The following is a 13,447-nucleotide window of genomic DNA, read 5'->3' on the forward strand; positions in this document are numbered from 1 at the left end:
TTAGAATAAGACAAGGATGTTCGTCATGAATCAGTTACAGAGCAAAATCAATATACGTAGTGAAGAGTTTAAGACCAACCAGGCTGCCATGCTGCAACTGGTGGATGATCTTAAACAGAAAGTAGAAAAAATTGCCTTGGGTGGCGGAGAAAATGCCCGCCAGAAACATCTGGATCGCGGCAAATTACTGCCGCGTGAACGGATCAATCATTTAATTGATCCAGGCACGGCTTTTCTGGAAATCGGTCAACTGGCTGCCTATCAGGTTTATCAGGATGATGTTCCTGCAGCAGGTGTGGTCGCAGGTGTGGGCCAAGTGAATGGTGTGACCTGCATGATCGTGGCCAATGATGCCACAGTCAAAGGCGGTACTTATTATCCACTTACGGTGAAAAAGCATTTACGTGCCCAGGAAATTGCCGAACAGAATCATTTGCCCTGTATTTATCTGGTCGATTCTGGCGGTGCTTATCTGCCTTTACAGGATGAAGTATTCCCGGATCGTGATCACTTTGGCCGTATCTTTTACAATCAGGCACGTATGTCGAGTCTAGGTATTGCCCAGATTGCTGTAGTGATGGGTAGCTGTACAGCCGGTGGTGCTTATGTGCCAGCGATGTCAGATGAAACCATTATTGTGCGCAATCAGGGTACTATTTTCCTTGGCGGCCCTCCTCTGGTGAAAGCAGCTACTGGTGAAGTAGTTTCCAGTGAAGATCTAGGCGGTGGTGATGTACATACCCGTTTATCTGGGGTTGCCGATCATCTGGCAGAAAATGATGAACACGCAATTGCCATTGCCCGCAACATTGTGGCGAACCTGAACAAAAAGCCAAACAAGACCGCAGATGAAATCGAAGCACCGCGTTTTGACAGTTCAGAACTGTACGGCATTGTGCCAAGCGATGCACGTAAACCGTTTGATATCCGTGAAGTGATTGCGCGTATTGTCGATGGCTCACGTTTTGATGAATTCAAGGCACGTTTCGGTACTACCCTGGTCACTGGCTTTGCCAAGCTCTATGGAATGCCAGTCGGGATTATTGCCAACAATGGAATTTTATTCTCTGAGTCTGCACAAAAAGGCGCGCATTTTATTGAATTATGTACCCAGCGCAATATTCCGCTGATCTTCCTGCAAAACATTACCGGCTTTATGGTGGGTCGTCAGTATGAAAATGAAGGTATTGCCAAAAATGGTGCCAAGCTGGTGATGGCCGTCGCGACAGCCAATGTGCCTAAACTGACTCTGGTGATTGGCGGTTCTTTTGGTGCCGGTAACTATGGCATGTGTGGCCGTGCTTACTCACCACGCTTCATGTGGACCTGGCCAAACTCACGTATTTCGGTGATGGGCGGTGAACAGGCTTCTAGTGTATTGTCAACTTTGAAACGCGATCAGATTGAGCAAAAAGGTGGAACCTGGTCAGCTGAAGAAGAAGACCAGTTTAAACAGCCGATTCGTGATCAATACGAGCGCCAAGGCCATCCTTATTATGCTTCTGCGCGTCTATGGGATGACGGTGTCATTGACCCAGCGCAATCGCGTGAAGTCCTGGCCCTAAGTCTGGCTGCAGCGATGAATGCACCAATTCAGCCAACCAAATTCGGCGTGTTCCGCATGTAAGAGGCGACAAAAATGGACTATCAATTTTTACAGCTCGAGCAGCAGAATCAGGTGGCAACTGTCTGGATTAATCGTGCTGAACTGCACAATGCGTTTAACACCCAAGTCATTGAAGAGTTACATGCCTGCTTCCAGTCTTTAAATCAGCGTGATGATGTACGTGTAGTGATTCTGGCAGGCCGAGGTAAAAGCTTTTCTGCGGGTGCGGATCTGAACTGGATGAAACAGGCCGGTCAGGCCTCACAGGCAGACAATGAAGCTGATGCCCTAAAACTGGCAAAAATGCTGCAAAGTCTGGCGACATTAAAACAACCGACGATTGCCCGTGTCCATGGAATTGCTTTTGGCGGCGGTATGGGTCTGGCATCCGCTTGTGATATCTGTATCGCCAGCACCGATGCCAAGTTTGCTACATCGGAAGTACGTTTAGGATTGGCTCCTTCAACTATTAGCCCTTATGTGATTCGTGCAATTGGCGCCCGTCAAGCGTCACGCTATTTCCTGACTGCTGAGCGAATCTCAGCTGAACAGGCGAAAACCATTGGTCTGGCACATGAAGTGACTGCACCAGAACATCTCGACAGTAAAATTGATGAGATTGTTGAAGCGCTCTTACTCGGTGGACCAGCAGCGCAAAACGCCTCAAAACAACTGATTCAACTCGTCGATCAACAGGTCCTGACTGAAGATCTGCTGCTTAAAACCGCACAGCATATTGCCCATGTTCGCCAGGGAGATGAGGCGAAAAATGGACTGAATGCATTTTTAAACAAAAAAAGCCCGGCCTGGATCAAGACCACGGCATAACAACAAGAAGGATCGTAGGATGTTTGAAAAGATTTTAATTGCCAACCGTGGTGAAATTGCCTGTCGTGTGATTCGTACAGCGAAAAAGTTAGGGATTGCCACCGTTGCCGTATATTCCGATGCCGATGCACAGGGACAGCATGTCAAACTGGCAGATGAAGCCATCCATATTGGTGAATCGCCTGCTGCACAAAGTTATTTACAGATTGAACGTATTATTCAGGCAGCAAAAACTACCGGTGCTCAGGCCATTCATCCAGGTTATGGTTTCCTGTCTGAAAATGACCAGTTTGCCTTGGCCTGTCAGTATAACAACATTGTCTTTATTGGTCCGCCAGTGGATGCGATCTTAGCAATGGGTCTGAAAGCGACCTCTAAAGCACTGATGGAAAAGGCCGGTGTACCGTTAACCCCCGGCTATCATGGTACCAATCAGGATGCGGATTTCCTGAAACAGCAGGCAGACAGTATTGGCTATCCGGTACTGATCAAGGCTAGTGCCGGCGGTGGCGGTAAAGGCATGCGTCTGGTCGAGCGTAGTGAAGATTTCCTCAGTTCACTCGCTTCCTGTAAAAGCGAAGCACGTTCCAGCTTCGGCAATGAAGATGTGCTGATTGAACGCTATGTCGTGCAGCCACGCCATATTGAAGTTCAGGTCTTTGGTGATACACATGGCAATTATGTGCATCTGTTTGAACGTGATTGCTCCGTGCAGCGTCGTCACCAGAAAGTTCTGGAAGAAGCACCTGCACCTAAAATGCCAGAAGACAAACTTGAGGCGATGCGCCAAGCCGCAATTGATGCTGCACGTGCTGTAAATTATGTCGGTGCCGGTACAGTCGAGTTCATCGTTGAGCAAGACGGTACTGCTTACTTCATGGAAATGAACACCCGTCTGCAGGTTGAGCATCCAGTCACTGAAATGATCACCGGTCAGGATCTGGTGGAATGGCAGTTACGTGTAGCGTTCGGTGAACCTTTACCGAAACAGCAGCATGAATTACAGATACACGGTCATGCACTGGAAGCCCGTGTTTATGCCGAAGAACCAGAAAAAGGTTTTATTCCTGCCATCGGTCAGATCAGCTATTTGCACTATCCAGAACAAAATGACAGCGTGCGTGTGGATAGTGGCATTGTCGAAGGTGATGAAATCAGCACCTATTATGATCCGATGATTGCCAAACTGATTGTTTGGGGCAAAAACCGTGAAGCTGCTTTAACCCAGATGCATCATGCCTTGGGTCAGTTTCATGTCGATGGTCTTGGCAATAACATCGCTTTTCTTGATCGCTTAGTATTATGTGATTCATTTAAAAATGCCCATCTCGATACTGGCCTGATTCAACGTGAAGAAGAGTTCCTACTCAAACCATCTGCTGATATCAGTGCAGAATTAGTGGTCACTGCAGCCTTGGTTGAACTGTTATCGCGTCTGGCTCAAAACCCGACTAGCAATAATCCAGTCTGGCAGCAAAAGGCATTTTGGCGTCTAAATCAGCAAAATAGCTACACAATTAAATTACAATGTAATGACGTTTTACATGTGGTGAGCTTTAAAGCGCTAGAAAATAGTTTCCTGGCAAATTATGAAGGCCAGACACTTACCATCCAGGGTGAGCTGCTTGATCAACACCTACTGCAGTTAAATCTTGCGGGTCAGCAGCAGAAACTGGCATTTAGCCAGACTGAGCATGGCATTACCCTGTTCCAGAATGGTCAAAGCTACAAGTTCAATTATTTGAAAAATGACTTTAATAACCAGGATGAACAAGGGACTGAAAATAACTTGACTGCGCCAATGCCTGGCGTGATTACTCAGGTTCTGGTCGCGGCAAATGACAAAGTGAAAAAAGACGATGTACTGCTGACCTTGGAAGCAATGAAGATCGAATATACCATTCGCGCTCCGCATGATGGCATTATCGCAAACTCATACTTCCAGAAAGGTGATCAGGTTAAAGCCGGTGATGAACTGGTTGAGTTTCAGCCTCTAGCGGAGGAAGTTGCATGACAGATTTCGTTAAAATCGTAGAAGTCGGGCCACGCGATGGCCTGCAAAACGAAAAAACACCTTTAACACTAGATGACCGTAAAAATCTGATTCTGGACCTGATGAAAACAGGTTTGCAGGCGATTGAGGTCGGCTCCTGTGTTTCAGCCAAATGGGTTCCACAGATGGCAGATAGCGATACGCTATTTGCCAGCTTGCCTAAAGATCCGAATATCCAGTTCAGTTTGCTGACGCCAAACATGAAAGGTTTTGAATCAGCGCTGGCTGTGGATTGTAAAGAAGTTGCGGTATTTACCGCAGCTTCTGAAAGCTTTACCCACAAGAATATCAACTGCTCGATTGATGAAAGCTTTGAGAAGTTTGCAGATGTGATGGCAGCTGCCAAAGCAAATGATGTCAAGGTGCGTGGCTATGTCTCTTGTATGGTGGACTGCCCTTATGAAGGTGCAATTGATCCGAAGCAGGTCGTCAAAGTTACACAGCGTCTACTAGACATGGGCTGCTATGAAGTGTCATTAGGTGAAACCATTGGTACGGCAACTCCGGATCGCGTGAAGAACGTCTGGGATGCCTGTCTTTCAGAAATTGATAGTAAAGTGCTAGCCGGTCATTTTCATAATACCTATGGCATGGCCATCGCTAATATTTACCAGTCATTGCTGCAAGGGATTCGGGTATTTGACTCCTCTATTGCCGGTCTCGGTGGCTGTCCTTATGCCAAAGGTGCTTCCGGCAATGTTTCAACTGAAGACCTGTATTACCTGCTCTCCAAGATGGGCTTTGAAACCGGTATTCAACTGGATGCTTTGATGCAGGCCAGCCGTAATATCAGCGAGGTATTACAACGCAATAATCCATCCAATTATGCCAATGCCTATTGGCAAAAAGCCTGTGCTTAAAAACTTAAAATAGCCGGACACTCTATAAGTCCTCATGGATAGAAATCAGCAGATCTTTAGATGAAAGAGATCTGCAAGAGAAGAATAAATCGAGGTAAAAATGTCAAATAAAGTGTATGACAGTGCAAAAGCCGCTTTAGACGGCGTGGTTCAGAATGGACATACCTTGGCGGTAGGCGGTTTTGGTCTATGTGGTATTCCAGAAGCCCTCATTGCAGCTTTAAAAGAAACCGGTGCCAAAAGTCTCACCTGTATTTCCAATAATGCCGGTGTCGATGACTTTGGCTTGGGGCTATTGCTGGAAACCAAACAGATTAAAAAGATGATCTCTTCCTATGTGGGCGAGAATAAGGAATTTGAACGCCAATACTTAAGCGGTGAACTTGAAGTTGAACTGACCCCGCAAGGAACTTTAGCTGAAAAATTACGTGCCGGTGGTGCAGGTATTCCCGCTTTCTATACCGCGACCGGTGTTGGAACCGTCATTGCTGAAGGTAAAGATGTCCGCGAATTCAATGGCAAGTCTTATATTCTGGAAGAATCCTTAACTGCTGATGTAGCTTTGGTTAAAGCTTATAAGGCCGATAAAGCCGGCAACCTGATTTTCCGTAAAACTGCCCAGAACTTCAATCCGGTCTGTGCCATGGCTGGTAAAGTGACCATTGCTGAAGTTGAAGAAATTGTCGAGATCGGTGCCCTTGATCCAGATGAAATTCATCTTCCAGGCATTTATGTGAACCGGATTGTACTGAATACCCGACCGGAAAAACGGATTGAACAGATGACTTTAAAGGCGGAGGCTTGATCATGGCTTGGACACGTAATGAAATGGCGCAGCGCGCCGCACAAGAACTTGAAGACGGTTTCTATGTGAATCTGGGTATTGGCCTGCCAACCTTAGTCGCTAACTATATTCCAGAGAATATTAATGTCTGGCTACAGTCTGAGAATGGTCTGTTGGGTATTGGAGAATTTCCAACGGCCGATACTGTGGATGCAGACCTGATCAATGCTGGCAAACAGACGGTAACTGCCCGCAAAGGTGCTTCTTTCTTTTCCAGTGCTGACTCCTTTGCCATGATCCGTGGCGGTCATGTCAATATCGCCATTCTGGGGGCTATGGAAGTCTCAGAAAATGGTGATCTAGCCAACTGGATGATTCCAGGCAAGAAAGTCAAAGGCATGGGTGGTGCCATGGATCTGGTCGCAGGTGTGCAAAAAGTTGTGGTGCTGATGGAACACTGCGCTAAAGATGGTACGCCTAAAATTGTCTCACAATGTAGTCTTCCGCTTACTGGCCAGGCCGTAGTGAACCGGATTATTACTGACTTAGGTGTATTGGATGTCACACCTGAAGGTATTCAACTTGTAGAACTGGCACCCGATGTCAGTTTTGATGAAATTCAGAAAGTCACCGGCGTACCTTTACTCCGTAAAGCAGCCTGATTTTTCCCAGCCCTTAAAATGAAAAATTTTAAGGGTTTCTTTTTGGCTGAAGAAAGCCGCTTCTTAATAACAAATGCAGAATAAATGGATTTTAATCATGCAAACTCAACAAAATATCTTGCAGCGCTTTGCCATGCGCGTCAGCGACTGGTCTGAAAAATGGTTTCCGGACTCTTATATCTTTGCCCTACTCGGTGTCATCATCGTTGCGATTGCCGCGATTGGCATTGGTGCGCCGGCACAAGACGTCGCGATTTCATTTGGTGACGGATTCTGGAGTCTGATTCCCTTTACCTTACAGATGTGCATGTTGATCGTGGTCGGTTATGTAGTTTCAGTTTCCAAACCGATGCAATTACTGATTCAGAAAATGGCGCGCATTCCTCATTCTGGACGTGGAGCCATCGTTCTCGTAGCTACTGTTAGTTTACTGATTTCCCTGATTAACTGGGCGATGAGTACGGTTCTAACCGCACTTCTGGTGATTGCGCTAGCGCAGCGTAAAGAACTGAATATGGATTACCGTGCGGCTGCCGCAGCAGCGATTATCGGGATGGGCGCAACCTGGGCACTCGGCATCAGCTCTTCAGCAGCGCAATTACAAGCCAACAAATCCAGTCTACCAGAACCACTTTATAATCTGACTGGTGTGATTCCATTTACTGAAACGATTTTCCTGCCGCAATCCATGATCATGACAGCAGTCTTGATTATTGCTTCGATTGCCATTGCCTACTGGTCTGCGCCCAAAGGCAATCATATTAAAACTATTGATCACTTCCCGATCCAGATTGAAGAAGAAAAGACTGAAACCGTGACCCATAAACGGCCGGGTGACTGGCTGGAAAACTCGCCAATCTTAAGTATTCTGATTGTGGTTCTGGGTCTGGTCTGGATGTTTAACGAGTTTTCCAAAAGTAATCCTATTCTGGCAATCTCCAGCTTAAACACCTATAACTTTATCTTTCTGATTTTGGGTGTAGCTTTACATGGTACACCACGTAATTTTCTCAATGCTGTGTCCAAAGCTGTGCCGGCCATTTCAGGGGTGCTGATCCAGTTTCCGCTTTATGGCAGCATCGCCTTTATGATGACCAATGCCCTGAATTCTGCTGACCTGTCCCTATCGCACTATATCGCCGAGTTCTTCGTTTCGATTGCCTCGCAGGAAACCTTTGCAGTGGTGATGGGAATTTATTCAGCGATTCTAGGCTTCTTCATTCCTTCTGGTGGAGGAAAATGGATTATTGAAGCGCCTTATGTGATGCAGGCCGCACATGACCTGAAAGTGCATCTGGGCTGGTCTGTCCAGATTTACAATGCGGCCGAAGCCTTGCCCAATCTGATCAATCCTTTCTTTATGCTCCCTATGCTGGGTATCTTAAAATTAAAAGCCAAAGATGTGATTGGTTTTACAGTGACCCAACTGGTCTTTCATCTTCCATTGGTACTATTCTTGCTCTGGTTCCTAGGAAGAACCCTGACTTATACCCCACCTGTCTTCTCTTAATTCATAACAAATAAAAAAGGACGAATCATTCGTCCTTTTTTATGATGAAAGAATTATTTAGCTGGCTTTCTTTTCAACTACGCCTTCATTATCTACAGTATGTACACGACCATCTTCGGTACTCATAACTTCAAAAGTTACACGACGATTTTGATACTGACCGTTCGAGGTTGCATTCGGTTGAGCAGGCTGATTCGCCGCCATACCTACAGGTTGTAATTGTGCCGGATTCACCCCTTTCTGTACCAGATAATTCACAATGGCTTGAGCACGTTTTAAAGATAGCTCCTGATTTTGAGTGCTGCTGCCTTCCGTATCAGTATGGCCTATTACGGTTAGACGTACATCTTTGGCATATTGCAATAAAGCTGCGGTCTGATCCAGCAAGCTTTTATTCACTTCAGGAATTTCTGTAGAACCTGTCGCAAAATGAATAAGTTGCAGGTTTAAGGCAGTCGCAACATCCAGCGCCTCAATATTTTCCATCTGAAGTTCATCTAAAGCTTTTTTAGCCTCGGTATTGGCTGTATTGATCGCCTCATCCATATCCACTGGTTTTTGGGTCACGACTTCTACATTTTTAGCCAGACCACGAATCTGACCTGCCAAACGCTGTGCATCTGCACTGTTCGCTGCCTGCACAGACACCTGATTACCTGCCCAAGTCAAAGTCACATTTGACATGCCTTGCAGCAGTTTTAGTACTGAAGGAATCGTATCCTGATCAATAAATTCAGAATGGTAATTTTCATTGGCTACTGCACCACAGCCCATACTGTAATTAAAGATCTGTTTAATTTCATTTTGCAGAATCTGCATATATTTCGGATCATTCATCTGTACCTGACAGTTGACGATTTCACCCTGACTACCGGTGCTGATTTTTAGAATTGCAGGATTCGTTGCAGCAGCTTCACTCACCGCCTGAGCATTTCGTAATTCATCCGGATCATCATCACGCAGGCATCCACGGAAGAAGAATAAGATAATTGCAGCAATAATCACGAGGAGAATAAATGGCCAGAACACCACTGCCTTTTTCTCTTCAGTCAGTACCGGTTCTGCTTCCGGTTCGGAATCCAGACCCGGTGCGCCGTTCAAGTTTTGTCCTGCCAGCGGAGATACGCCTAGAGATGCCAGTATAGAACCAGCCCAGACTGGTAATGCCCGTTGAATCGAGTCTGCATGTGTATCTAACAAATGGCCTACTGCTTCAGCAGTGGGTGCACCAGCCTCTGCCTGTAAGAAATTCATGGTTGGAACAATTGCCCGGTTCAGGGTCAGTTCAATGTCATCTTGAGGTGCAGTTGAATCTAACTGAGTCAGGAATTGTTGTTTTAGGGTCGGATTATTATTAAATAATTCATCAATTTTGGGATTAAGTTGCTGGCCTAGACTTTCAATCCAAGCCGGTCTTGCACGAAGAATACTTAACAATACAGGATAGAATTGGGCTAAGGCCTGATCCTTGGCAAATAGATGTTCAGTTTCACCTTGCAGCACAATGGCGGTCACATCACTCTTTAAACGTTCAATTAAATCTGTATTCATCAAGATCACCATTATTCTGATTTATAATGTTTAATATTTAATCAGTGTAGCGACCCACCCTCTTTGGAATGTTAATAATTGTACTGATATCATAAAGTTTCACTGTTTATGTAGGGCTAACTTTTCTAGTATTTTATTTAAGATATAAAAAAGTCAGCCGAAGCTGACTTTTTGTAAACGCGAAATGTAAGTGTTATGCGGCAATAAAAGTTTGCAGCACTTTACCTTTCACTTTTTGATTGAACAGTGGTGTATTTTTACCTTGAGAAACGATCGTTTCTTTGCTTAATGTCCATTCTTGTTCTGGATCAACCAGTACCCAGCCTGCTTCCGCTTTCCAGCGATTAAACATGTTAGCGACTTTCGCGGGAGCAACTGTGACTTTCTCCACCCATTCTAACGGCGTAAAGAAACCTTCATTCACCAGTTGGATACCGAACGGTACATAGGTATCAAACGCAGTAAATCCAGGCAGTGTCTCCGCGAATGGTGCCATTTTGGCAGAGCTGCTCAGGGGTTCATGATGGGTACAGATCGCATCAATCACACCAGATTTCACACCTTGACGCAGTAATTCTTTGTCAGATTCAGAACGTAATGGTGGGCGTACGTGTGCAAGAGAGTTAAAGCCATCAATCAGATGGTCAGTCAGATGCAATTGGTGCATTGCAACATCACAAGTTACTGGCAGGCCTTTTTCTTTGGCAATACGGATCAGTTCTACTGATGCACCACAAGATAACAAGCCGAAATGAGCGCGTACTTTAGTCGCTTCAATCATGAGCAGGTATTTGGCAATGGCCACAGTTTCCGCTAATGCCGGAATCATTGGCAGACCCTGACGTGAAGCAATAAAGCCTTCATGCACACAGCCATCTTTGGCGATTTGAGGTTCTTCTGCATAGAACACTACAGTCAGGTCCAAGCCCGCTGCATATTCAAGTGTACGCAATACCACATCATCATTGGCAAACGGCGCACTGGCATTAGAAACCGCAGTACAACCACCCTTTTTTAAACCTGCCATATTGGCTGGTTGCTGACCTTGCAAACCTTGGGTTTGCGCACCGATCACCTGCAAATAAATACCGCCATCCAGCATGGCTTTTTCAACCAGACCATGAATCAGCGCACCATTATCCTGCACAATCGGTTTGGAATCTGGCGGGGTAAAGACATGCAGAATCCCGTTTTCACGTGCGGCCTTACCTTCAGACTTTAAAGTCCCGTGTTGCTGCTGGCCCGGTTCACGTAAACGAGCACATAAGTCCACCATAGTTGGCATCAGCCATTTGCCCTGTCCATCAATGGTTTCAGAGACGTTAGCAGTTTCTGCAATACGTTTACCATTTTCCAGATAAACTGTTTCGACTGAATCAGTGTTTTGGATTGGGTCTAGAACACGGACATTTTCAATTTTTACAATAGACATGACTTATTCCTTATACCGCAATCGCTTCAATCAAACCCTGTTCCTGTAACTGCCCCTGCATTGCAAGAGCCAGTACTGCCATACGTACTGCAATCCCGTTAGTGACCTGTTTCAGAATCACGGATTGCGGACCGTCTGCAATGCTGGAATCAATTTCCACACCACGGTTCATTGGTCCTGGATGCATCACGATACAATCCGGCTTGGCTAGGGCAAGACGTTCTTTATTCAGGCCATACATTTTGTAGAATTCAGCCTGAGAAGACAGCGCTGGCGAATCAATACGCTCGTTTTGAATACGCAAGGTAATGATCACATCACAGTCTTTGATGCCATCTTCCATATTATTGAACAGGCGTACATCTTCACTGTAGTCATCAAAACCGTATGGCAACAACGTATTCGGTGCAATCACGCGAATATCTTTACAACCTAAGGTTTGCAGTGCCGCCACATCTGAACGTGCTACACGCGAATGCTTGATATCGCCAATTATGGCAATCGACATATCTTCAAATTTTTTGTTAGTCTCGCGGCGAATAGTCAGCATATCCAGCATCGCCTGTGTTGGATGGGCATGACGGCCATCCCCTGCATTAATAATGGCGACATTCGGACAGACATCTTTGGCAATAAAGTGTGCTGCACCTGAAGATGAATGACGTACTACGAAGATATCTGCCGCCATGGCTTCAAGATTCCACAAGGTATCACGTAAAGTTTCACCTTTAGAGGTACTTGAACGGGCAATATCGATATTCAGGACGTTGGCAGACAGACGCTTGGCCGCTGCTTCAAATGTAGTACGCGTTCGGGTAGAATTTTCAAAAAATAGGTTCATCACCGTTTTGCCTTCGAGCAAATTATTGGTGATCAGCTGATTTTGGTCATTAAAAAAGGACAACGCAGTGTCCAGTATTTTTGTAAGAGTTTCTTTAGAAAGACCTTCGATGGTCAGGAAATGTTTAAGATTACCTGCTTTGTTGAGTTGAATCTGGCTCGGTGTATGCAATGCCGCCAAGTGCATGAGAGATTCCTTATACGTTAAGTCAACGTATTATACAGAGATTAGCGAATCTTTATAGTTGATAAAGAGCTCGGTTGTACAAAAACCATCTCGGTAATAAGAATGGAAATTTAAATTCCCATGTATTTTTTCAATAAGATAATTTAACCTGTTTATCTACATGCTTGTTTTTTCATTTAAACATGAGTGCTTCAGTCTGGAGCATCCACACCCAATCCCCCAATTAGCGCAATGCGCCAATATAATGATGTGAAACCTGAGCGCGATAGATATCTTCTTCGCTTGGTTCCACAGAAATCAGTTCCTTTTCCGCCTGTTCTTCAGCCTGCAGTTCTGAAAATGACGATAAATCTAGAGTGGTTTTTAAGCGGTTGACCAGATGTAAAAGCTTAGGATCTTCAGTCTGCTCTGCCAGCCCAATCACATGCTTTGCATAGTGGATATTTTCTGCAAGATACATGGCATCAATTACTCGCCCAGTTACTCGTCTTAAACGTGCATAAATCAAGGTAGCGATTGAAAATGCCTCATTCCTGCGTAATTGAAGATCCAACATCTAAGCCCCTCCGAAATAATAATTAAGAATAAAGATGAAGCTGTAATGATTCCCCTCAGCATTACAGCTTCATTGATATTAGATAGAGCAATAAACGTACCAAAATTAATAAATAAGTTATGTGAGTTATAAATTGATATGAATGAAAACTGATCTACCCCTGAGCAATATTAGGTCAGCGTCTTTTTTGTTTTAGATTCGATCTTCGTCTGGCTAATCAATTCTTAGTCTCGATCACTTGACATAAGTGACCCAATTTTAGCTTTTACTTTTAGAGTAATGCTGATGCCATGAGGTGCATATGAACAACCCTGCATCAGATCCATCACATCAATAACCCGATTATTTATTTTTTTAAATCACACATACAACATGGTCGCACTTGAAGAGCTAGCATTGTGAATTAGTTTAATATTCATCAGATATCCATCTGTAAAATAAAAGATTTAATCAAAAATCCCCCCTATTGGTATTGTGTAATCTTAGCTATTTCATAAATTTTCAGTTTGCTTTTTAAGTTAATATTTAGCACTTTTTAGGATGAGTAAAACTAGGCTGTATATGCTCGATTTTAAAAA

11 protein-coding genes are annotated in these 13,447 nt (G+C 44.8%); 7 read left to right on the plus strand and 4 right to left on the minus strand.

Going from position 1 to position 13,447, the window contains the following annotated elements:
• Window positions 1-25: 25 nt before the first annotated feature.
• From AC4MCC_RS09290 to AC4MCC_RS09320, 7 genes are all read left to right on the plus strand, one after another.
• Window positions 26-1,627 (plus strand): carboxyl transferase domain-containing protein, encoded by a 1,602-nt coding sequence (locus tag AC4MCC_RS09290; RefSeq protein WP_005235052.1) that lies wholly within the window; start codon window positions 26-28, stop codon window positions 1,625-1,627.
• A gap of 12 nt (window positions 1,628-1,639) precedes the next feature.
• On the plus strand, window positions 1,640-2,434 hold the full coding sequence (locus AC4MCC_RS09295) for an enoyl-CoA hydratase/isomerase family protein (protein WP_419374914.1): 795 nt from the start codon (window positions 1,640-1,642) through the stop codon (window positions 2,432-2,434).
• Window positions 2,435-2,453: 19 nt separating this feature from the next.
• Complete coding sequence (locus AC4MCC_RS09300) at window positions 2,454-4,448, plus strand: acetyl/propionyl/methylcrotonyl-CoA carboxylase subunit alpha (protein WP_491885170.1); 1,995 nt, start codon at window positions 2,454-2,456, stop codon at window positions 4,446-4,448.
• Window positions 4,445-5,347 (plus strand): hydroxymethylglutaryl-CoA lyase, encoded by a 903-nt coding sequence (locus AC4MCC_RS09305; protein WP_004782490.1) that lies wholly within the window; start codon window positions 4,445-4,447, stop codon window positions 5,345-5,347. Before AC4MCC_RS09300 ends, AC4MCC_RS09305 begins: the two co-directional genes overlap by 4 nt.
• 100 nt (window positions 5,348-5,447) lie before the next feature.
• Entirely contained in the window at window positions 5,448-6,152 is a 705-nt protein-coding gene (locus AC4MCC_RS09310; protein WP_491885171.1) for a CoA transferase subunit A, read from the plus strand.
• Window positions 6,153-6,154: 2 nt separating this feature from the next.
• The gene (locus AC4MCC_RS09315; protein WP_004782495.1) at window positions 6,155-6,793 is read left to right on the plus strand and encodes a CoA transferase subunit B; all 639 of its coding nucleotides are present in this window, start codon (window positions 6,155-6,157) and stop codon (window positions 6,791-6,793) included.
• A gap of 97 nt (window positions 6,794-6,890) precedes the next feature.
• Window positions 6,891-8,303, plus strand: coding sequence for a short-chain fatty acid transporter (locus AC4MCC_RS09320; protein ID WP_004782496.1), 1,413 nt, complete (start codon window positions 6,891-6,893; stop codon window positions 8,301-8,303).
• Between the two features lie 57 nt (window positions 8,304-8,360).
• On the opposite strand, the gene AC4MCC_RS09325 is transcribed toward AC4MCC_RS09320, so the two are convergent.
• From AC4MCC_RS09325 to AC4MCC_RS09340, 4 genes are all read right to left on the minus strand, one after another.
• A complete protein-coding gene (locus AC4MCC_RS09325; protein WP_491885172.1) occupies window positions 8,361-9,854 on the minus strand; it encodes an OmpA family protein in 1,494 nt (497 codons plus the stop codon).
• Window positions 9,855-10,047: 193 nt separating this feature from the next.
• On the minus strand, window positions 10,048-11,286 hold the full coding sequence (locus AC4MCC_RS09330; RefSeq protein ID WP_491885173.1) for a dihydroorotase: 1,239 nt from the start codon (window positions 11,284-11,286) through the stop codon (window positions 10,048-10,050).
• A 10-nt stretch (window positions 11,287-11,296) separates the two neighbouring features.
• A complete protein-coding gene (locus AC4MCC_RS09335) occupies window positions 11,297-12,313 on the minus strand; it encodes an aspartate carbamoyltransferase catalytic subunit (protein WP_034702102.1) in 1,017 nt (338 codons plus the stop codon).
• A 223-nt stretch (window positions 12,314-12,536) separates the two neighbouring features.
• Window positions 12,537-12,869 (minus strand): hypothetical protein, encoded by a 333-nt coding sequence (locus AC4MCC_RS09340; protein WP_491885174.1) that lies wholly within the window; start codon window positions 12,867-12,869, stop codon window positions 12,537-12,539.
• Window positions 12,870-13,447 lie beyond the last annotated feature (578 nt).

The organism is Acinetobacter sp. CAU_H_56 (genome assembly GCF_058599425.1).

Coding starts and splice junctions, on each gene's coding strand:
- AC4MCC_RS09315 (WP_004782495.1), top strand. CDS start 6,155: ATGGCTTGGACACGTAATGAAATGGCGCAGCGCGCCGCACAAGAACTT.
- AC4MCC_RS09310 (WP_491885171.1), top strand. CDS start 5,448: ATGTCAAATAAAGTGTATGACAGTGCAAAAGCCGCTTTAGACGGCGTG.
- AC4MCC_RS09305 (WP_004782490.1), top strand. CDS start 4,445: ATGACAGATTTCGTTAAAATCGTAGAAGTCGGGCCACGCGATGGCCTG.
- AC4MCC_RS09335 (WP_034702102.1), bottom strand. CDS start 12,313: ATGCACTTGGCGGCATTGCATACACCGAGCCAGATTCAACTCAACAAA.
- AC4MCC_RS09330 (WP_491885173.1), bottom strand. CDS start 11,286: ATGTCTATTGTAAAAATTGAAAATGTCCGTGTTCTAGACCCAATCCAA.
- AC4MCC_RS09340 (WP_491885174.1), bottom strand. CDS start 12,869: ATGTTGGATCTTCAATTACGCAGGAATGAGGCATTTTCAATCGCTACC.
- AC4MCC_RS09300 (WP_491885170.1), top strand. CDS start 2,454: ATGTTTGAAAAGATTTTAATTGCCAACCGTGGTGAAATTGCCTGTCGT.
- AC4MCC_RS09325 (WP_491885172.1), bottom strand. CDS start 9,854: ATGAATACAGATTTAATTGAACGTTTAAAGAGTGATGTGACCGCCATT.
- AC4MCC_RS09320 (WP_004782496.1), top strand. CDS start 6,891: ATGCAAACTCAACAAAATATCTTGCAGCGCTTTGCCATGCGCGTCAGC.
- AC4MCC_RS09290 (WP_005235052.1), top strand. CDS start 26: ATGAATCAGTTACAGAGCAAAATCAATATACGTAGTGAAGAGTTTAAG.
- AC4MCC_RS09295 (WP_419374914.1), top strand. CDS start 1,640: ATGGACTATCAATTTTTACAGCTCGAGCAGCAGAATCAGGTGGCAACT.